The sequence below is a fragment of the Carboxylicivirga fragile genome, from assembly GCF_050589805.1.
In the GTDB taxonomy this organism is placed as follows: domain Bacteria; phylum Bacteroidota; class Bacteroidia; order Bacteroidales; family Marinilabiliaceae; genus Carboxylicivirga; species Carboxylicivirga fragile.
In genome coordinates this window covers 20530-40793 of the sequence record NZ_JBNGOY010000037.1, presented here as the reverse complement: position 1 = coordinate 40793, position 20264 = coordinate 20530, and the positions used below count along the sequence as shown (strand labels likewise).

Annotated in this window: 15 protein-coding genes; 13 read left to right on the top strand and 2 right to left on the bottom strand. The window is 38.0% G+C overall.

From position 1 onward, the window contains the following. Window positions 1–281: 281 nt before the first annotated feature. From guaA to ACRD7B_RS15955, 7 genes are all read left to right on the top strand, one after another. On the top strand, window positions 282–1811 hold the full coding sequence (gene guaA / locus ACRD7B_RS15985; RefSeq protein ID WP_430825595.1) for a glutamine-hydrolyzing GMP synthase: 1530 nt from the start codon (window positions 282–284) through the stop codon (window positions 1809–1811). 112 nt (window positions 1812–1923) lie between these two features. After that, complete coding sequence (locus ACRD7B_RS15980) at window positions 1924–3525, top strand: S41 family peptidase (protein ID WP_430825594.1); 1602 nt, start codon at window positions 1924–1926, stop codon at window positions 3523–3525. Window positions 3526–3566: 41 nt separating this feature from the next. Further along, window positions 3567–4172 carry a nicotinamide riboside transporter PnuC gene (pnuC, locus tag ACRD7B_RS15975; protein ID WP_430825593.1) on the top strand — a complete coding sequence of 202 codons (606 nt, stop codon included), beginning with the start codon at window positions 3567–3569 and terminating at the stop codon, window positions 4170–4172. 1 nt (window position 4173) lies between these two features. Beyond that, window positions 4174–4707, top strand: a complete 534-nt coding sequence (locus ACRD7B_RS15970; RefSeq protein ID WP_430825592.1) for an AAA family ATPase — start codon at window positions 4174–4176, stop codon at window positions 4705–4707. After that, window positions 4697–5623, top strand: coding sequence for a serine O-acetyltransferase (locus tag ACRD7B_RS15965; RefSeq protein WP_430825591.1), 927 nt, complete (start codon window positions 4697–4699; stop codon window positions 5621–5623). Before ACRD7B_RS15970 ends, ACRD7B_RS15965 begins: the two co-directional genes overlap by 11 nt. A 158-nt stretch (window positions 5624–5781) precedes the next feature. Continuing rightward, window positions 5782–6330, top strand: coding sequence for a SiaB family protein kinase (locus tag ACRD7B_RS15960; protein ID WP_430825590.1), 549 nt, complete (start codon window positions 5782–5784; stop codon window positions 6328–6330). A gap of 16 nt (window positions 6331–6346) precedes the next feature. Then, window positions 6347–6727 (top strand): DUF1987 domain-containing protein, encoded by a 381-nt coding sequence (locus ACRD7B_RS15955; protein WP_430825589.1) that lies wholly within the window; start codon window positions 6347–6349, stop codon window positions 6725–6727. 93 nt (window positions 6728–6820) lie between these two features. On the opposite strand, the gene ACRD7B_RS15950 is transcribed toward ACRD7B_RS15955, so the two are convergent. Then, window positions 6821–9925 carry an ATP-binding cassette domain-containing protein gene (locus ACRD7B_RS15950; RefSeq protein WP_430825588.1) on the bottom strand — a complete coding sequence of 1035 codons (3105 nt, stop codon included), beginning with the start codon at window positions 9923–9925 and terminating at the stop codon, window positions 6821–6823. A gap of 84 nt (window positions 9926–10009) precedes the next feature. After that, window positions 10010–10435, bottom strand: coding sequence for a hypothetical protein (locus tag ACRD7B_RS15945; RefSeq protein WP_430825587.1), 426 nt, complete (start codon window positions 10433–10435; stop codon window positions 10010–10012). A gap of 285 nt (window positions 10436–10720) precedes the next feature. Here ACRD7B_RS15945 and ACRD7B_RS15940 point away from each other — a divergent pair, with 285 nt between their 5' ends. The 6 genes from ACRD7B_RS15940 to ACRD7B_RS15915 all read left to right on the top strand — a co-directional run bounded on the left by ACRD7B_RS15940 (window position 10721) and on the right by ACRD7B_RS15915 (window position 20263). Continuing rightward, entirely contained in the window at window positions 10721–12859 is a 2139-nt protein-coding gene (locus tag ACRD7B_RS15940) for a S9 family peptidase (RefSeq protein WP_430825586.1), read from the top strand. Between the two features lie 206 nt (window positions 12860–13065). Next, on the top strand, window positions 13066–15648 hold the full coding sequence (gene clpB / locus ACRD7B_RS15935; protein ID WP_430825585.1) for an ATP-dependent chaperone ClpB: 2583 nt from the start codon (window positions 13066–13068) through the stop codon (window positions 15646–15648). A gap of 410 nt (window positions 15649–16058) precedes the next feature. Continuing rightward, a complete protein-coding gene (gene citD, locus ACRD7B_RS15930) occupies window positions 16059–16349 on the top strand; it encodes a citrate lyase acyl carrier protein (protein WP_430825584.1) in 291 nt (96 codons plus the stop codon). A 7-nt stretch (window positions 16350–16356) separates the two neighbouring features. After that, window positions 16357–17250, top strand: a complete 894-nt coding sequence (locus ACRD7B_RS15925; RefSeq protein WP_430825583.1) for an HpcH/HpaI aldolase/citrate lyase family protein — start codon at window positions 16357–16359, stop codon at window positions 17248–17250. Window positions 17251–17291: 41 nt separating this feature from the next. Continuing rightward, window positions 17292–18845 (top strand): citrate lyase subunit alpha, encoded by a 1554-nt coding sequence (citF, locus tag ACRD7B_RS15920; protein ID WP_430825582.1) that lies wholly within the window; start codon window positions 17292–17294, stop codon window positions 18843–18845. Beyond that, window positions 18845–20263 carry a triphosphoribosyl-dephospho-CoA synthase gene (locus ACRD7B_RS15915; protein ID WP_430825581.1) on the top strand — a complete coding sequence of 473 codons (1419 nt, stop codon included), beginning with the start codon at window positions 18845–18847 and terminating at the stop codon, window positions 20261–20263. The genes citF and ACRD7B_RS15915 overlap by 1 nt, the downstream gene beginning before the upstream one ends. Window position 20264 lies beyond the last annotated feature (1 nt).

Sequence of the window (20264 nt, the reverse complement as noted above, 5' to 3'; positions counted from 1 at the left end):
AGCTTGTGATAATAAATAAGAATGAACTCTATTTTAAATGAGCACAAATGCTTAGTTAACCCAGTTTTGATAAGGTTTTTAATTTTATCAGAAAGATTATTGATACATTATATTCGCTTAGTACTTTTATGAAAATAATAGAGTTCTTTAACTAATGATTTCGGCCTCTGTGTTTTAATTTTTTTTAAGGGTTAATTCCTCTTTCAAATACATTCGCTAGTCGACATTAATCCTTATATTTGCGCAAATTTTTAATAAACAAACATTAAAGGCAAAGATTAATGCAGGAAAAGATCATTATTCTGGATTTTGGCTCACAGTACACACAGTTGATTGCCAGACGCGTAAGAGAGATTAATGTGTATTGCGAGATACATCCTTTTAATAAATGTCCCGAGATGGACGAATCGGTAAAGGGCGTGATTTTAAGTGGTAGCCCACACAGTGTGCGCGATGCCGAAGCTCCAAAACCTGATTTGTCAGCCATTAAAGGAAAAATGCCTTTACTAGGTGTTTGTTATGGTGCACAATATCTTTCTCAGTTTTTTGGTGGCGAAGTACAGCCTTCAAAAACACGTGAGTATGGTCGTGCCAATTTGGAATTTGTAGATACGACTAGTGAATTGATGAAAGGTGTTAGTCAGCATTCACAAGTGTGGATGTCGCATGGTGATACCATTGTTAGTTTACCAGAAGGATATAATATTGTTGCCAGTACTAAAGATGTAAAGGTAGCAGCTTATAAAATCGAGAACGAGCAGACCTATGGTATGCAGTTTCACCCTGAGGTATATCACAGCACCGAAGGAACGTTGATTCTACAGAATTTTGTAGCTGATATTTGTGGCTGTACGCAAGACTGGACACCAGATTCGTTTGTTGATACAACGGTTGCCGATTTAAAAGCTAAGTTGGGTAACGACAAAGTAGTACTTGGATTATCAGGTGGTGTGGATAGTACGGTAGCAGGTGTGTTATTGCACAAAGCCATTGGTAAAAACCTGACTTGTATCTTCGTTGATAATGGTTTGTTACGTAAAGACGAGTTTGAGGCGGTATTGGATTCGTACCAGCACATGGGCTTAAATGTGATTGGTGTAGATGCTAAAAAAGCTTTCCTGGATGAGTTGGCAGGTGTTTCTGATCCTGAAACAAAACGTAAGATTATTGGTCGCGTATTTATCGAGACTTTCGATATTGAAGCGCACAAAATACAAGATGTAAAATGGTTGGCACAAGGAACGATCTATCCCGATGTGATTGAGTCGGTTTCGGTTAACGGACCGTCAGCTACCATTAAGTCACATCACAACGTGGGTGGCCTACCTGAAGAAATGAACCTGAAGGTAGTTGAGCCATTAAACTTATTATTTAAAGATGAGGTGCGCCGTGTAGGTCGTGCCATGGGAATCGCCGATTCATTATTGGGTCGTCATCCTTTCCCTGGGCCAGGTTTAGCTATTCGTATCTTAGGTGATATTACTGCTGAAAAGGTGACCTTGTTGCAAGAGGTTGATCATATCTTTATCCAGGGATTAAAAGATAACAACCTATACGACCAGGTATGGCAGGCAGGTGTTATGTTATTACCGGTTCAGTCGGTTGGTGTGATGGGCGATGAGCGTACTTACGAAAAAGTGGTTGCTTTACGTGCTGTAGCCTCAACAGATGGTATGACTGCCGATTGGGTACATTTACCATACGATTTCTTGGCTAAGGTATCAAATGATATCATCAATAAGGTGAAAGGAGTGAACCGCGTAGTGTACGATATCAGTTCAAAACCACCTGCAACTATTGAGTGGGAATAAAAAATATTCAGCCGGAAGGAACTTTTTCTTTCCGGCTTTTGTTTCTTTATAGGGTATTTAATGTTTAAGTATTATTTGGGAGAGTATACTTAATCTATAATTTTAGAAAACTATGACATCAAAATCAAGCTTTAAAATGTATCGGATTGCACTAGTGAATTTATTGTTGGTCTTCGTTTATACAGGCATGTTTGGGCAGGGCTACGATAAGAACCTTCAAAAACTGCAATTGACGTATCAGGTAATAAATGCATTATATGTTGATTCGGTTGATCAAGGAAACCTGACAGAAGAAGCAATCGTTGGTATGCTTAAAAGCCTTGATCCGCATTCGGTTTATATTTCGGCCGATGAGGTGGCTGCAATGAATGAGCCGTTGGATGGTAGTTTTGATGGTATTGGCATTCAATTTAATATCATGAACGATACCCTAATGGTTGTGACACCACTCATTGGTGGTCCATCGGAGAAAGTCGGTATTATTGCTGGCGACCGCATTGTAACCATAGATGGCGATAATGTGGCTGGTGTTGGATTAAAGAACAGTGATGTCTTTAAATACCTAAGAGGAAAGAAAGGAACAAAAGTAAAGCTGGCTGTTAACCGTAAGGGAAGCGATCTGAAGTTTACGGTTGAGCGCGATAAGATTCCAATTCATAGTGTTGAGTCAGCCTACATGGCCGATCCAAAAACAGCATATGTGAAAATCACACGTTTTGCTCTTAATACCCACGATGAGTTTTTGGAAGCACTAGATAAATTAGAGCCTAATAATTTCGAGAATTTGATCATTGATCTTCGTGGAAACGGTGGGGGATATCTTAAAGCGGCCATTGATATAGCTGATGAGTTAATCGACGAAGATAAATTATTGGTTTATACCCAAGGAATAAATAGTCCACGCCAAAGTCATAATGCTGCCAAGAAGGGACGTTTTGAAGAGGGTAAATTAGTTGTGTTGATGGATGAAGGTTCGGCATCGGCAAGTGAAATTGTTGCAGGAGCAGTTCAGGATTGGGACAGAGGTATTGTAATTGGTCGCCGTAGTTTTGGTAAAGGATTGGTGCAACGTCCATTTGATTTTCCTGATGGGTCAATGATTCGCTTGACCATTGCAAAGTATCATACACCATCTGGTCGTTGTATTCAAAAAGATTATAGCAAGGGCGAAGATGCCTATCATTTCGAAATTGGAGAGCGTTATCTTCACGGCGAGATGTTAAATTCGGATAGCATACAGTTTGATGAAAGTTTAAAATATACCACAAAGATCAAAGGTCGTACGGTTTATGGCGGTGGTGGTATTATGCCAGATCTATTTATTCCGGTTGATACTACAATGTATTCAAATTATTACCGCGACTTGGTAGCTTCAGGTACAGTTAATAAGGTTATTTTGGCCTATGTTGATAATAATCGTGAGTTATTAAAAGGGCAATACAAGAGCTTTAATCAGTTTAATGAAGAATTTGAAATAAGTCAGTCATTGATTGACGAGTTGATAAAAAATGGTGAAGAAGAAGATATTGAGAAGAATGAGGAAGAGTTAGCTATATCTGAGAAGTTTATGCTCACGCAGATGAAGGCATTGATAGCACGCGACTTATTTAATACTTCGGAATATTTCGAAACCATTAATATTTTGTCCGAGAGTTATACTAAGGCCCTTGAGGTATTGTCTGATAAAAGGGACTATTCTGATTATCTGAAATAAAAAACTTAGTTAATTGATTTAAGATCTCAGATAAGCACCAAATGATTGATTTTATTATCAGGAATGGAATGGAGATTGTGGGAACCATAGCCTCCTTAATTTATTTGTTTTATTCCATTCGCGAAAAAGTATGGCTTTGGCCTTGGGGTATTGTTGCCTCGGCAGTTTCCTTAATTGTGTTTTATCAAGCAGCCTTGTATGCCGACATGGGTTTACAGTTCTATTATGTTATTATTAGTGCTTATGGCTGGTGGTATTGGTTAAGCGCACGTTCGTCAGATCAAAAGAAGAACGTGCCCATAAAAGACCTCAGTCAACGTTTATTTATTAAGCTAATTTTAGTTGGTGTAGCTATTTATGCTGCCTTGTTAAGTGCTCTTTTGTATATACCTGCAATGGTTGATATTGCAAGTTCTGATATGCCTTATTTGGATGCCTTTACAACAGCTGCATCTATTGTTGCTACCTGGATGTTAGCGCGTAAGTACATTCATCACTGGATCTTTTGGATCGTTATTGATGTTATTTCCATGGCAATGTATTTATATAAGGGCTTGTATTTTTACAGCGGCTTATTTGTGGTTTATACCATAGGTGCCTTTGTTGGTTATTTCGAATGGAAGCGTATAAAGCAAAAAGCCGAATAGATTGAAAAAGCACGTCATCATATTAACCGGACCAGAGTCAAGTGGTAAGTCCGTGTTATCTGAAGCATTGAGCCAAAAATACGATGGCTTATGGATTCCTGAATATGCTCGCGCCTATGTTGAAAATTTGAATCGTGATTATACTTATTCCGATGTTGAGCACATAGCTCGTATTCAAGTTAAGGAATACGAAGATGCAATAAAGAGTGAGAAAGAATGGCTCTTCTTTGATACATCTTTGATCATTACCAAAATATGGTTTACATACATCTTTAATAAATATCCAACTTGGTTAGATGATGCCATAGAACAAATGCAAGTTGATTTATTTTTATTGTGCAAGCCTGATTTACCTTGGGTTGCCGATGGAGTTAGAGAACATGAAAACAAGCGACAGGAGTTGTTTGTATTATATAAGAAGGAATTAGAACGTTATAATAAAAAATATAACATTGTGTCGGGAGAAGCAGAGACTCGATTTCAATGTGCCATTAACCATATTAACCAAGCAATAAACCTAAGAGATGACCAATAGTAAAACAGCAACAAAGGTAAAAGCTGCCATTGATGCATTGGCGCAAAAACAATCATACCAATCGGTATGTCATCAACACATCCAGGATCATCGCATGCCATCCATCGATGCCTTGGCTGAGATTGTGAATCTGGCTCGTGAAATTATTTTTCCGGGTTATTTTGGTGATAGCTCAGTTCGTGCCGATAGTATCAGTTATTACATAGGAGTAAATACCGAAAAGCTTTACGATTTACTTTCTGAACAGATATTTGCAGGTTTATGCTTTGAATGTAGCCAGCCTGATGAAATGGATGTGCCAGGTGTAAGAGAGCAAGCCCATAATATGGCAGCTGAATTTATAAGCCAGCTTCCTGAGATTCGCCGTGTTTTATCTACTGATGTGGAAGCAGCGTATTTAGGCGATCCGGCAGCCAAGAGCAAAGGTGAGGTGATTTTTTGTTATCCAGCCATTCGAGCTATTTCAAACTACCGTATTGCGCATGCACTCGTGCAGATTGATGTGCCATTGATTCCGCGTATTATATCTGAGATGGCGCATTCTGAAACAGGTATTGATATTCATCCAAGAGCTACTATTGGTGAGTTTTTCGCTATTGATCATGGTACCGGAGTGGTAATTGGCGCCACATCAATTATTGGAACAAATGTGAAATTATTCCAGGGAGTGACCTTAGGAGCTAAAAGTTTTCCATTGGATGAGGATGGTAATCCAATTAAAGGTGTACCGCGCCATCCAATCATTGAATCCAATGTTATTATCTATGCACAAGCCACCATTCTAGGACGTATTACTGTTGGTGAAAGTTCTGTGATTGGCGGTAATGTGTGGGTGACCAATAATGTTGCGCCATACTCAAAGATTGTACAAGGCAAACCGCGTGATAACTTTTTTGCTGGTGGAGCAGGGATTTAGCTGATGGATTGTGATTGAGGCTTAGTCAATCAATTAAAAGGCTTTATCAAATTGATGTATCTTTATATTTAAATAAAAAGTAAGTACTATAAACTAGCGATCATCGCAATCGTTTAGGTAATTTTTTTATATTTGTAAGCGGTAATAGACCATTAAGAATGGGGTTCGAATTAAAAACTTGGTATTCAGAGAAAAAGCAGGGCGAAGTACTACTCGAGTATAACGGGAGTATCACTTCTGAGCTCATTACTGAGGCATTGGCATCGATCGAAAAAAGTCTTAACCTTAAAAATGAAAAAAATAGGGTGAGAAAAAAGGTGTACAATGTTTTTGTGGAGTGCTTGCAAAATTTGTATCACCATGTTGATTACCCGCCGTTAACAGCGCCGGTTAAGCAGCAGAGTAATTTCGGTATCATCATTCTTAGTAAAGATGGAACATTCTATAGGATATCGACAGGTAATTTTGTAAAAAAAGAAAAATTAAATTACATTAAAGACCGAATTGATCAAGTTAATTCACTGTCAGATGAAGAGGTACGTATGTTGTATCGCGACATTATGAGTAACGAGGAGTTCTCGGATAAAGGTGGTGGCGGACTTGGAATGTTAGATATTGTTAGGAAAACAGGAAATAAGTTAGAGTATTATTTTTATCAATTTGATGAGGAGTATATCTTCTTTTCATTAGATACATATATTAGTTAAACGTTTAATTGCCAATATGGAAACAATTATACGAGAAGGAACACCCAAAACACCATACGTAAGATTAGATGGTGAAAATGGTTTAGTTGAAATCAAAGGGCGTTCGATTCCAGAGAATTCAGTAGAGTTTTATAAACCTATTATTGATTGGTTAGAGAAGTTTGGAGATCAACCTTCGGATGAAACTGGTGTTAATATTCAATTGGAGTATTTTAATACGAGTTCGTCAAAGTGTATTCTTGATATTTTCAAGCGGCTTGAATTGATTCATAAGAAAGGTAATCCTGTTGAAATCAATTGGTATTATGAGGAGGATGATGAAGATATGTTTGAAGCTGGAGAGGATTACCAGTCGATTATTAATATTCCGTTTAAGATGATCGAAATGGAGGAGTAATACTTCTCTCTTTCTGAATAAAATATAAAGCTGATAAATGCATTGTTATGTGTTTATCAGCTTTTTTGTGCCATAAATTATAGCTTGTGAATTTTAGGATTGAGCTCTCATTCTATTAATTCCATTCCTGATTCGCTTACCAATATTGAATAAACCAGGTAGTCCCCTTTTGTATAGCAGGACAAATAAGGCTGAGTTTAGTACCCAAATTACAATGAGGTTGGCCCAGAAAGTTCCTAGCTTATAGTTGCCAATGTTCTTGGTAGGAGATAGAAAATGGGCTTTGATAAAGCCATGTTCCGGATCCTGAAAAATAGGATCGACTTTTTGCCATAATTCACCTTTGTATTCAATGATCTTATTGGCAAAAAAGTAATTTGAGTTTTTTACGAAGCGTTCAAGATCCAGATTGTTATGCTGGTTCTTCAATTCGATGAACTCTTGTCGTAATGCGCTGCTTTTATTCCATTCATGTTTTTTAATATCCTGTAACTTGTCAGCTTTATTATATAACTCACGATAAAAACCCTTTAGCTTGTCGAAATAGCTTTTGGTATTTGCGATAGTGCTATCGTTTAAGGTTTCAAAGCTCAGAAGCTCAAATCGTGAGGCTCTGCTCGGATACATTTGCGCGTGTTTCTTTAATTCCGTGTTAATGAGTTGAAGAGAGTATAGAATTTCTTCCTTTTGCTCATTGATCAGAATTGGATCATTTTTAAGCTTCCGTTCTAGTTTTGCTAAATGGTTTTGTAGCGCAGGCAACCAATATTCTTTTCGATAGCTTGCCTGGCTCTTTAATTTATCGTAGGTGTAAAAATCCTTTTCGTAATCATTATTTACAAACTGATTGACAGCTAAGGCTTCAAATGCCCATCTTGCCGTAATCATTTCACCATACCAAGGTATCTTTTCAGGTGTTGAAATATTTGGATTTAAACGGTCGTAACTAATGAAAACTCCACTTAAAATTAATTGTGGAATAATCAGAAATGGTATGATGATATAAATGTTAACTGTTTTTTTGAATGTATCTGATATATTAAGCCCAAGGATATTGGCAAATACAGATGCACTGAAAAGCATTACCCAAAATTCCATAAACATACCGCTTAGCTCAATAATGCTGTTGCCAATGATAACAAAGCAGAAGGATTGAATGGCCGATAGTCCGCCCAAAATAAGTAGTTTTGAGAAGAGGTAACTTAAGCGGCTCAGGTTTAAAAATGATTCACGTTTCAGAATCTTTCTGTCGTTTATTATTTCCTCCGCACTTACCGTTAGTCCAACAAAAATAGCAATGATGATGGACATGATAATGTACACCGTAATATTCGGATTGTTGGCAAAGGTGTAGCCAGTTGTGTTGGCACTGTCAACATTGTAATACTTGATGATAGATGCCAGTATTAAGGCTAATACTGGTGTTTCAAGTAGGTTTATTAGCAGGTATTGTTTATTGGCTAACTTAGCAGCAATATCACGTTTAAGAAAAATGCCTAACTGCTTCAGGCGTTTCGGTATCTTGAAGCTGATCTTAGGTAGTTTTCTTTCTTTTTTATCAGACTCAAGTTCTTTTAATTCGTTTCCTTCGTGGTAAAGATTAAACCACTCGTTAGGTTCGATGCGGCGCGTACTCGTGAAATTACCATATTCATCTAGCACCTGCGAATTAACAATGTTCAGAATTTGCTCGGCATTTACATTACCGCAGGTTGGGCACTCGCTTTCGTCTCTATTAACATGGTTGATACAAGCTTTGAAATAATTGAGGCTTTCAACCGGATCGCCATCGTAAATAAGATAACCACCGGTATCAAGAACCAATAATTGGTTAAACATTTTAAAAATGTCGGATGATGGTTGATGAATTACCACGAACACAAGCTTTCCTTTAATCGAAAGTTCTTTCAGCAGATCGATAATATTATCCGAATCGCGAGATGATAAGCCGGAAGTTGGTTCATCCAAAAACAGAATGGCTGGTTCGCGTATTAGCTCAAGTGCGATGTTCAGACGCTTTCTTTGTCCACCACTAATCTTCTTGTTAAGTGGACTGCCTACTTTCATGTACCTTATCTCGTAAAGCCCAAGTGCTCTTAGCAGCTTTAATACTTTTCGTCGAATCTGAAATTCGGGTAAGTTATCAAAGCAAAGTTTAGCATTGTAATACAGGTTCTGAAAAACGGTTAAATCCTCAATTAAGAGATCATCCTGAGCAACATATCCGATTAAACCTTCAACCTTTTCCTTGTCCTGGTGGATGTCAATGTTATTGATGAGAACCTGCCCCTTAGTAGGAGTTGCTATACCACTTAGTACATTTACCAAAGTGCTTTTACCAGCACCGCTACCGCCCATTATACCAACTAATTTGCCCGAGTGAGAGCTAAAGTTAGTTTTGCGAAGGCCAATGGCTTTTTTGTTAAAGTGGTACTCTACATCCTTACTCTCAAATTCAATGGGAGCACTAATGCTATCCTTATTAAACTGACCAAAAACATCACTGTAGAATATTGGTTCAATTCTTTTATTCCTTAATGAACTACCTGGTCTTAGTATTTGTATGCGCTCATCGGTGACTAGCTGCCCATTTATTGTTAGATCAACATGGCCTTGAAACTTAAAAATAAAAAGACTAACCGAATGAATATGAAGGATTCGTAATTCACCGTTTAAGTTGTCCCAGAATAAATGCCTGTTCCCGTTACTGGGTTTGTGGTAATCATCATTAACCACAAGCACGTTTGATGAATCAATGGTTTCTTCAAACGAACTAACAATAAATTGTATGATAGATTCATATTCTTCCTCAGGAAGATTGAAAGTTTGCGCTACTGTTTCAACAAATTCGCGCTCAAATTCACTCATTCCAATATCAATATTGAGGAATTCAATAAGTTGAATAAGAACAATTAGTTTTTGATAATAGGTAAGGGCCTCATTAATTTCGGTGGCAATTTTTAACACCTTAACAGCACTGGCAGCATGACGTTTATTAAATTTGCCTTTAGCTTTTAATTTGCTTTCGTGCTCTTCATGCAATTGATCGAAAAGTTCAAGATACTCTTCAATGAGCTGTTTGTTGAGTTGCTGACTAAGAAAAGATTTGACTATGAATCGTCGAGATTGTGTTTCGGTACGTGGAAAGGCAACCAGAGCAAATAGTTGTATGAGGGCTTTTAATATCTCTTCACTCATTTAGCTAGCCTTTTATCAATAAGCTCCTTTAGCTGAATAATCAGAAAGGAGCTTTGGTTTTTTTAAAAGTAGATTACTGCAATTCTATTCTACACTTCTGAATCCTATCATCATTAATGCAATACCCGATGTTGATACTTCTTCGTTTAACTTAGCTTCTACGATACACTCAATAGAACCTTCGATTTTAAAATCCCAATAACTTGCCGCATCGTAATCGCTGTTACTAAAAAGCAGGTTACGATCCTTGTCATAAATTGAGAAGATAACATTGTTATTTTCATGACTGCTTGTTACAATTCGATATAGTCCACCTTTGAAGAAGGTTGTGTGAAACTCGGCAACTTCAGTTCCTGTTAAGAATGCTTTGAAAGGCTGACCGCTTGCTATGAATGGAGATTTTAACTGCTCTAAACATGTATTGAACAAGGTGTCTTCTTGAGAATTCAACCTTGCAGGCGTAATCAGAATAAGAATCAGTAAAAAGAGTATTGTTAGGCTTCTTTTCATTTTATATGAGTTTTTTTCGATCTGTTATTTGATTCCAGTAACCTTTATCGTCTGGAAAATTTTCAGAAAGATATTTAAAACTTATTAAATATACAGTTTCTAATCATAAAAAAATGATTAAATGTTTAATATTTCAGGTCGCACTCATTCCTATTTCGGCATAAGTATTTCTATCTAACGTTTAAGTAATCTATTTATTACGGCCAATGCAGAGATTTCTCATTGTATAATTGCTATATTTTTACCAACTATGCATTCTTGATTAGTAATAGTTAAAAGTAGTATATGAGACGATTTGTATCAACTTTGAGTTTATTGATGTTTGTAGCTTTAATCATTAATGCTCAATTGAAATTAGACGATGTTATTCCAGGTGGTAAAAGCTTTGCAAAGTATTATTTATGGCCTTATAATGTGGAGTTTAGAGGAGAAGCCAATCAATTGGTTTTTCAACGACAGGATTCAGTTATTGTTCAAACCATTGGTAGTGAAAAACAAGAGTTATTGTTTGATTTAGCTTGGTTGAATAAGCTTATGAAGGAAAATGGCCAGGATGAGTTGAAGCGTATGCCCCGTTTAAAATGGCAATCGGAAAATAATGTGGTTATTAATGCTCGAAAAAATATTTTCCTGATTGACATTAAACTGTCAAGCTTAAAAGTTATTGAAACGCCAGTTGGAGCTGCCAATAGCGATTGGCTTAATGATTATTCTATGCTTGCTTATACCAAAGAGAATGATTTATATATCCAAAATGAGAAAGGTGAAGAACTTGAAGTTGCAAGTTCAGAAGATTCCAATATTGTTTTTGGAACGACGGTACACCGTAATGAGTTTGGAATTCATAAAGGAACATTTTGGTCGCCAAATGAAGACCAATTAGCCTTTTATCGAAAAGATGAGTCGATGGTGAGCGATTATCCCTTGGTTAATGTTGATGAGCGCGTGGCTAAATTGGAAAATATTAAATACCCAATGGCTGGTATGGCTAGTCACCATGTTACAGTTGGTGTATATAATGTGGCTTCAAAGCAAACAGTTTATCTCAAAACTGGCGAACCAAAGGATCGTTTCTTTACGAATGTTACGTGGACACCTGATGGAAAGTATCTGCTTATTGCGGAATTAAACCGCGAACAAAACCACATGCATTTGAATAAATATGATGCACAAACTGGTGAACTGGTAAAGACTTTGTTTGAAGAGAAAGATGAAAAGTGGGTGGAGCCGCAACATGCAGCTTTATTTATTCCAGGTTCAACTAATCTGTTTATTTGGCAAAGTGTAAAAAGTGGTTACAATCACTTATACTTGTACGACCTTGAAGGAAAGCTAAAAAAGCAGTTGACATCAGGCGATTGGGAAGTTATTAATGTAGATGGGTTTGATAAAAAAGGCAAAAACTTATTTGTTCAGACCACAAAGGATGGCGTTCTGGAGAGCCATGCCTATAAAGTTAGTGTCTCTTCTGGTAAATTAACAAAGATAACTCAGGAGGCAGGTGTTCATCGTGTTAAGATTAGCGCAGATGGAAAATATGCTTTAACCCGATTTTCTTCATTAAAAGTTCCATCAAAAACTAATCTTTTAAGTACCACGGGTAAATTGATTGAAACGCTTAATGTGAGTGAGAATCCATATAAGGATATTGAAGTAGGTGAAGTGAAATTGATTGATCTTAAAACAAAAGATGGTACAACAGATTTACACGGAAGAATTGTTTTGCCTCCAAATTTTGACGCGGGTAAAAAGTATCCTGTAATTGTTTATGTCTATGGTGGTCCACATTCGCAGATGGTGCAAAATCGTTGGATGGGAGGAGCAAGAGGATGGCAATTGTATATGGCCCAGAAGGGTTACATTGCCTTTACTTTGGATAACAGAGGAACGCAGCATCGAGGTAAAGATTTTGAACAAGCCATACATCGTCAATTAGGAGTGCTTGAGGTTGAAGATCAAATGCAAGGCATTGAATATCTGAAATCCTTACCATATGTAGATGCCGATAAAATTGGAGTTCACGGATGGAGCTATGGTGGTTTCATGACCATTTCAATGATGACTAAGCATGCAGATGTATTTAAAGTTGGAGTAGCTGGTGGACCAGTGATTGATTGGAGTTATTACGAGATAATGTATGGCGAGCGTTACATGGATACACCAGAGGAGAACCCGGAGGGATATGCCAATGCAAACCTGAAAGAAACAGTTGAAAATCTAGAAGGACGATTAATGCTTATTCATGGTGCGATTGATCCTGTAGTGGTGTGGCAACACAGTCTATCGTACGTGCGAGAGTGTGTAAAGAAGGGTGTTCAATTGGATTATTTTATGTATCCTCGTCACGAGCATAATGTAAGAGGTAGAGATCGTGTTCATTTAATGGAAAAGGTGACTCGCTATTTCGATGACTTTTTGAAGTAGATTGACAAAAAAATATACCATTAAAGCCGTTTGAGAGATTTCTTAAACGGCTTTTTTAATATTCTATTTAAAAGCAAACTGACATTTTGTATGTTAATTTAATTAAAAGCTGAAATTATGTCTGTAAAAACTCTTTTTAAAATGACACATTGTCCTGATAATAAGTTTGGTAGATGTTTTGTGGTGCTTTGAAAAAACACTACAAAATGAATTTAAAAGAATTTACAATAAAAGCACAGGAAGTGGTTCAGAAAGCTGCTCAGATAGCTACTTCTAAAAATCATCAGGCCATTGAACCGGGGCATTTATTATTAGCCATTCATCAAGTCGATCAATCAATTATCGATTTTCTTGTTAAAAAGAATGGATTAAGTGATTACACACGCGTGCTCGATTCGGTAATTGAATCCTATGCTAAGGTTTCGGGTGCTGAGGTGTACTTATCGCGTACTTCTAGCGAAGTTCTGCAAAGGGCAACGGAAGCTTCGAAGAAACATGGTGATCAGTTTGTGAGTCTCGAGTTTTTACTATTTGGATTGTTAAAGGTCAAGAGCGATGTTTCATCCTTACTTAAAGATGCAGGACTGAGCGAAAAGGGTTTGTTGGCTGCCATTGAAGAGCTGCGCCAGGGATCGAAGGTGGATAGTGCTTCGGCCGAAGAGACCTACCAAACCTTGAGTCGTTTTGCCATTAACCTCAATCAGCGTGCCCGCGATGGTAAGCTTGATCCTGTTATTGGCCGAGATGAGGAGGTGCGTCGGGTACTTCAAATTCTATCGCGTCGAACAAAGAATAATCCAATATTGGTGGGTGAACCTGGTGTTGGTAAAACGGCCATAGCTGAAGGTCTGGCTCAACGTATTATCAATGGAGATGTACCCGAAAATTTAAAGAGTAAAGAAGTTTACTCCTTGGATATGGGGGCTTTGGTTGCAGGTGCAAAATACAAAGGTGAGTTTGAGGAGCGTTTGAAAGGGGTTGTTAAGGAAGTTGAAAATGCCGATGGAGAGATTATTTTATTCATCGATGAAATTCATACTTTGGTTGGAGCTGGAAAAGGCGAAGGGGCTATGGATGCAGCCAATATTCTTAAACCGGCTTTGGCTCGTGGTGAATTGCGTGCTGTTGGTGCTACTACTTTGAACGAGTTTCAGAAATTCTTTGAAAAGGACAAGGCACTCGAGCGTCGTTTTCAAATGGTAATGGTGAATGAGCCAGATACAATCAGTTCGGTGTCAATACTGCGTGGATTAAAGGAAAGGTACGAGTCGCATCATAAGGTAAGAATTAAGGATGAGGCAATTGTTTCGGCTGTGGAGTTGTCAAGCCGTTATATTTCCGATCGTTATTTGCCCGATAAAGCCATTGATTTGATGGATGAAGCGGCAAGTCGGTTGCGTTTGGAAATAAACTCAGTGCCCGAAGAGGTAGATGAAGTAGAGCGTAAAATTAAACAGTTGGAGATCGAACGTGAAGCCATCAAAAGAGAAAAAGATGCCCATAAGTTGCAATCTTTAAATCAGGATATATCCGAGTTAAAGGAAGAACTTACCAGTTTACGTGCATCGTGGGAGGCAGAGAAAACCTTGGTTGATCAAATTCAGAAGAGTAAAAGTGATATTGAAAACTACAAATACGAAGCGGAAAAAGCCGAGCGTGAAGGGCAGTATGAACTGGTAGCCGAGCTGCGTTATGGTAGAATAAAAGAAGCCGAGGCTGATATTGATCGTTTAAAGGTTGAGTTAGCGCAGCTTCAATCTGAAAACCCCATGATAAAGGAAGAGGTGGATGCAGAAGATATAGCTCATGTGGTGAGTCGATGGACTGGTATTCCTGTGGCCAAGATGATTAAATCGGAGAAACAAAAGCTGTTGTTACTCGAAGATGAACTGCACAAACGTGTGATTGGACAAAATGAAGCCATTGATGCCGTTGCTAATGCAGTACGACGAAGTAGGGCTGGTTTACAGGATATGAATCGACCTATCGGATCTTTCATCTTTCTTGGCTCAACCGGAGTTGGTAAAACCGAACTGGCAAAAGCATTGGCTGAGTTTTTATTCGACGACGAAAATCAAATGACACGTATTGATATGTCGGAATATCAGGAGCGACATTCCGTTTCTCGCTTAATAGGTGCACCTCCTGGCTATGTGGGTTACGATGAAGGTGGGCAATTGACCGAGGCTGTGCGTCGAAAACCATATTCGGTGGTTTTACTCGATGAAATAGAAAAGGCGCATCCCGATGTGTTTAATATTCTCTTACAGGTGCTAGACGATGGGCGTTTAACCGATAATAAAGGACGTGTGGTTGATTTTAAGAATACCATTGTTGTTATGACTTCCAATACGGGCTCACATCTAATACAGCAAGGTCTTGATAGTTCAAAAGGCATTACGCCAGAGAGTATTGAAGCAACAAAAGGTGAGGTGTTTGATTTGTTGAAGCAAACCATAAGGCCTGAGTTTTTAAATCGGATTGATGAGATAATTATGTTTACGCCATTGTCGGTTGATGAAATAAGCCAGATTGTTAGCTTGCAATTTAATGCTTTGAAAAAACGATTGAAGCAGATGGATGTTGAAATCGAAATTAGCGAAGCAGCACTTACATGGATAGCAAAAGCAGGATTCGATCCTTTGTTTGGTGCACGGCCAATCAAAAGAGCGCTTCAGCGATATTTAATTAACGATTTGTCAAAGAGCCTGCTGGCTGATCAAGTATCGAAAGATGCTAAAATTATGGTTGATGTTAAAAATGAACAATTGTTTTTTGTAAATCAGTAGATCAATCTCTATAAAAAAATGAAAAGGTGCTATTGTTGGAACAACCAATTTTAGCACCTTTTTTTCAGAACTAAACTTTCTACTTTTATTTTGGTTCAAGTTATAGATTGTTTAGAATAATTGTTGTTTATAGTTGTTCGTAAAAGTATGTGTAAATAATTTGCTAAGTTGTTATTTTGGAAGGTGTTTAATGCTTTTTTTGTTAAAAAATAAACTATAGTCTTAAATTAAGGATCTACTAAATATTTGAACACTGAGAAAAATCATAAAGTCTATATGTGCTTGTGTAACAGTAGGAAGGTGTTTGTTTTTTGTAACATTCGAAAAATGTGTTGTAAAATAGCTTTTATATTAGCTTGGAATAGATTAATAAAATTAAATTTGACGAAAATTTTCTTTAATTGAAGACTATGGAACTTAAAATAAAGGCTCAGGCAGGAAGTTTTGAGTCGAGTGATGTACTAATAATGGTGGAGCCTCAACCTCTTGGAGTTGGGCGTAAAATCGAATTAGAGTCGATTGTTTTACAGCAATTTGGTGAGGATTTGTTGAACCAAATCAATACCGATTTAGATACATTTGCTATAAGTGATGTACGCGTTATAATAAACGATAAAGGTGCTTTGCCACCAACCATTTCAGCTCGCCTTGAAACCGCTCTTAAGCGTTCGGCAGGAATTCAATCAGGAACCCTTAGCTAGTAGAAACATGGAGATTAAAAAAAGAACATTTAAACGTCGCACCATGCTTTACATTCCTGGAAACAATCCAGCTATGTTGCAGCAAGGTAGTGTATATGGAGCTGATGGTGTCTTACTCGATTTAGAAGATGCAGTGGCTTTAAACCAGAAAGATTCCGCTCGTATATTGGTGTCTCACATGCTTGAGTATATTTCGTATGAGGGTTGTGAAGTAACCGTGCGTGTAAACCATATTGATACACCCTTTGGTTTAGAAGATCTAAAGCAAATTGTTCCGCTTCAACCAGATGCTATTCGTCTACCTAAAGTTGAAACCTTAGATGAGATAAAGCGCATCATTGATGTGATCGAGCAGATTGAGGATGAGCATCAGTTACCGCATGATAAAATGAACGTGCATGTAATGATCGAAACCGCTCTTGGAGTCCAGAATGTATATGATATTGCAAAGTACTCTCCACGTATTGATGCTATATCTATTGGGGGACAGGATTTAGCAGCCGATATGCAGTTGGTAAAAGCTAACGATGGCATTGGCATCGACTATGCAAGAAAGCAAATTGTGATGGCGGCCAAGGCATGTAAGATTGATGTTTTCGATACTGTCTTTGTAGATGTTGAAAACGAAGAAGGTTTACGTGAAGATGCTGAATACATTAAGAAACTCGGATTTACTGGAAAAGCCATTATTAATCCGCGTCAAATTGAAATAGTTAATGAAGTGTTCACACCAACCGAAAAAGAAATTCGGAAAGCGGTTAAAATAGTGAAAGCTTTTGAACGTAATACAAAAGAAGGCATTGGTGTATTTGCTGTAGATGGTAAAATGGTTGATGCTCCAGTTGTTCAACGTGCCATGCGCGTACTTGAAATGGCCGATATAGAAATGGCTGATTTGTAATTTGAATTGACGTTGAGTACTTAATGATTAAAGCTAAGGTTGTGAAAAATATACTTCAAAGAGATATACCAGAGAAATTAGAGGGCATTGGTGAACTTGAGCCCTTTGCAGGGGCGTTTACTAAATTAAAGAAAGGCTGGATGGAAGAAGAAACTGTTCCTCCACCCAATAAAGCTAAAATGCCTCACTCTGATAAAACATGTAGCGATTTAAAAGAAGCTATTTTAAGAACCAATCCTAAGGATGGAATGACAGTTTCTTTTCATCACCACCTGCGCGGTGGAGATAGTCTATTGGTTCAATCTATTCAGATATTAGCAGAGCTAGGTATAAAAGATATTACACTTGCTTCAAGTAGTTTAACTTCAGCACACGATCCGATTTTGCCCTATCTAAAAGATGGTACTATCACACAGATATATTCAAGTGGTATACGTGGTGAATTAGGAAAAGCCATAGCTGAAGGTGTGATGCCTAAACCAGCTGTAATACATTCGCATGGAGGCCGTGTTCGAAGTGTTCATACTGGTCGTATCAAGATTGATTTAGCTGTTATAGCTGCCTCAGCCTCCGATGAGGAAGGTAATTGCACGGGGTCACATGGTAAGTCGGCTTTTGGTTCGATGGGATATGCTTCCATTGATGCCTGGTATGCCAAACAGGTAATTGTGGTGACTGATCATATTGTTGACTATCCTTGTGTGCCAAGATCTATATCGCAAAACTATGTCGATTACGTTGTGAAGGTTGATTCAATTGGTGATCCGTCGAAAATTGCGGGTGGTACAACTCGTATTACAAAGGCACCTATGGATTTGCAAATTGCTCGTTTGGCTGCCAACGTTATTGAGCATTCAGGTGAGTTAAAAGAGGATTTTAGTTTCCAGGTTGGAGCAGGAGGTGCATCATTAGCGGTGGCCAAATACCTTCGTAAAATAATGCGTCGCCGCGAGATCAAAGGGAGCTTTATCCTTGGTGGAGTAACATCTTATGGTGTTGATATGCTTAACGAAGGTTTGTTTCGATCTATCTTTGATGTACAGTCATTTGATGCAGCTGTAAGTACTTCTTTGATGGATAATCCCTATCACATAGAGATTCCAGCTGGTTTATATGCCAACCCGTTTAACTGTGGATGTATGACCAATAAGTTAGATATTGTTGTGCTTGGTGCTTTGGAAATAGATACTGATTTTAATGTGAATGTAATTACTGGCTCAGAAGGTTATGTACGAGGCGCTTCTGGAGGTCATTGCGATACTGCATCTGGAGCTAACCTTACAGTTGTTGTTTGTCCGTCATTTCGTGGACGAATTCCTATTGTTAAGGATAAGGTGCATACAATTGTAACGCCTGGCGAAAGCATTGATGTATTGGTAACTGAGCGAGGTATATGTGTTAACCCTAAGCGACCTGAGTTGCGTGAAAACTTAATTAAGGCAGGAATTGCCGTTAAAGATATTAAGGAACTTGCTACTGAAGTTGAAAAGATAACTGGGAAAGCAAAACCAATTGAGAATACAGATAGAATTGTTGGTGTTGTTGAATACCGCGATGGAAGTATTATTGATGTGATACGTCAAGTAAAAGATTGATGCAAAAATCAAACGATACAAATTCAATAATAAGCGCTTTGTTAGAAGCGAGGGAGAGCCGTTGGAATACCAAATTATCATTGGTCAAATATGGATGGCACCTTGTTTCCCTGCAGTTAAATGTGCCTGGTTATCCAAAGTCAAGCGAATGCAGTGAGCAATTTATGCGCTTGATTGAGAATGAGTTTGAGCGTTATTTAATTTGCAGAGCAATTGGAAAATATAAGAAGGAGAAAAAGAAAGCCAAAGATGCTGCTGGTGAATGGATTGCTTTTTTAGTTCCGGAGGCCAATATGGGTGCTCAAGAGTTGAAAGATCTTACCGAGGCTTTTGAGGAATCGCATGAGTATGGTCGTTTGATTGATTTGGATGTGCTTGACTCCAAGGGTAAAGCCATCTCTTCGGGTAAAGCTAAGAGATGTTTTATTTGTGATGAGTCGGCAGCTTTTTGTCGTAACTCAAGAACACATACCATTGAAGAGGTGCGCAAGAATATGTTTCATAAAATGGAAACATATAATGAGCTTTGCTATGATGCTGAATTGGTAAGTTCAGTTTCGAAGTATGCTCTAAAAGCTATGATGTATGAAGTTGCATTAAGTCCAAAACCTGGATTGGTTTGTAGGGCGTCGCAGGGCTGTCATACAGATATGGATTACCGTACTTTCATGGATTCGATGGTAGCTATTTCGCCATTCTTTCAGGATATTGCACAACTAGCAATTGAGCACAAGGGGAATGATCTGTCCAATGTTTTGCCGGATATTCGTGAAATAGGTTTATTGATGGAGGCGGCTATGACCAAGGCTACATTTGGCGTAAATACGCATAAAGGAGCCATATTTTTATTGGCCATAAGTGTATTCGCAGCCATCCGTGTGATTAAAAAGAAGAAAGGTGTTTTTAAATCAAACCTGTTTTCTTCGGTGGTTCAGCAAATAACCCGAGGTGTTATTCAGCGCGAATTATGTAGTCTTAAAGAGAGTTCGAGTCTAAGCCACGGAGAGGTGTGCTTTATGAAATATGGTTTACAAGGGGCAGGAGCAAGAGGTGAAGCCGAACAAGGTTTTCCAACGGTAATGCACCATGCACTTCCTTTTATGAAGGAGCACTTTAATGACCAATTTAATAAGTTGACTGATAAAGAATTAGCGAATCAACTTATTCCTTTATTACTTAAGATAATAGCTAATAATAACGATACCAATGTATTGTTTCGTCACGATAAAACCATATTGGAAACGCTGAAGCAAAAAGCTACAATGGCAATGGAAGCGTTTCAAAGAGGGGAAACTTCGATTTATACCGAACTGGTAGCTTGGTGTAATGAGAATAAAATTTCTCCAGGTGGCTCAGCAGATTTATTGGCAATATCATTATTTGTTCATTTTTGTCAGACTGATACAACAGTTTTATAGG

Coding starts and splice junctions, on each gene's coding strand:
- guaA (WP_430825595.1), top strand. CDS start 282: ATGCAGGAAAAGATCATTATTCTGGATTTTGGCTCACAGTACACACAG.
- ACRD7B_RS15980 (WP_430825594.1), top strand. CDS start 1,924: ATGACATCAAAATCAAGCTTTAAAATGTATCGGATTGCACTAGTGAAT.
- pnuC (WP_430825593.1), top strand. CDS start 3,567: ATGATTGATTTTATTATCAGGAATGGAATGGAGATTGTGGGAACCATA.
- ACRD7B_RS15965 (WP_430825591.1), top strand. CDS start 4,697: ATGACCAATAGTAAAACAGCAACAAAGGTAAAAGCTGCCATTGATGCA.
- ACRD7B_RS15960 (WP_430825590.1), top strand. CDS start 5,782: ATGGGGTTCGAATTAAAAACTTGGTATTCAGAGAAAAAGCAGGGCGAA.
- ACRD7B_RS15955 (WP_430825589.1), top strand. CDS start 6,347: ATGGAAACAATTATACGAGAAGGAACACCCAAAACACCATACGTAAGA.
- ACRD7B_RS15950 (WP_430825588.1), bottom strand. CDS start 9,925: ATGAGTGAAGAGATATTAAAAGCCCTCATACAACTATTTGCTCTGGTT.
- ACRD7B_RS15945 (WP_430825587.1), bottom strand. CDS start 10,435: ATGAAAAGAAGCCTAACAATACTCTTTTTACTGATTCTTATTCTGATT.
- ACRD7B_RS15940 (WP_430825586.1), top strand. CDS start 10,721: ATGAGACGATTTGTATCAACTTTGAGTTTATTGATGTTTGTAGCTTTA.
- clpB (WP_430825585.1), top strand. CDS start 13,066: ATGAATTTAAAAGAATTTACAATAAAAGCACAGGAAGTGGTTCAGAAA.
- citD (WP_430825584.1), top strand. CDS start 16,059: ATGGAACTTAAAATAAAGGCTCAGGCAGGAAGTTTTGAGTCGAGTGAT.
- ACRD7B_RS15925 (WP_430825583.1), top strand. CDS start 16,357: ATGGAGATTAAAAAAAGAACATTTAAACGTCGCACCATGCTTTACATT.
- ACRD7B_RS15915 (WP_430825581.1), top strand. CDS start 18,845: ATGCAAAAATCAAACGATACAAATTCAATAATAAGCGCTTTGTTAGAA.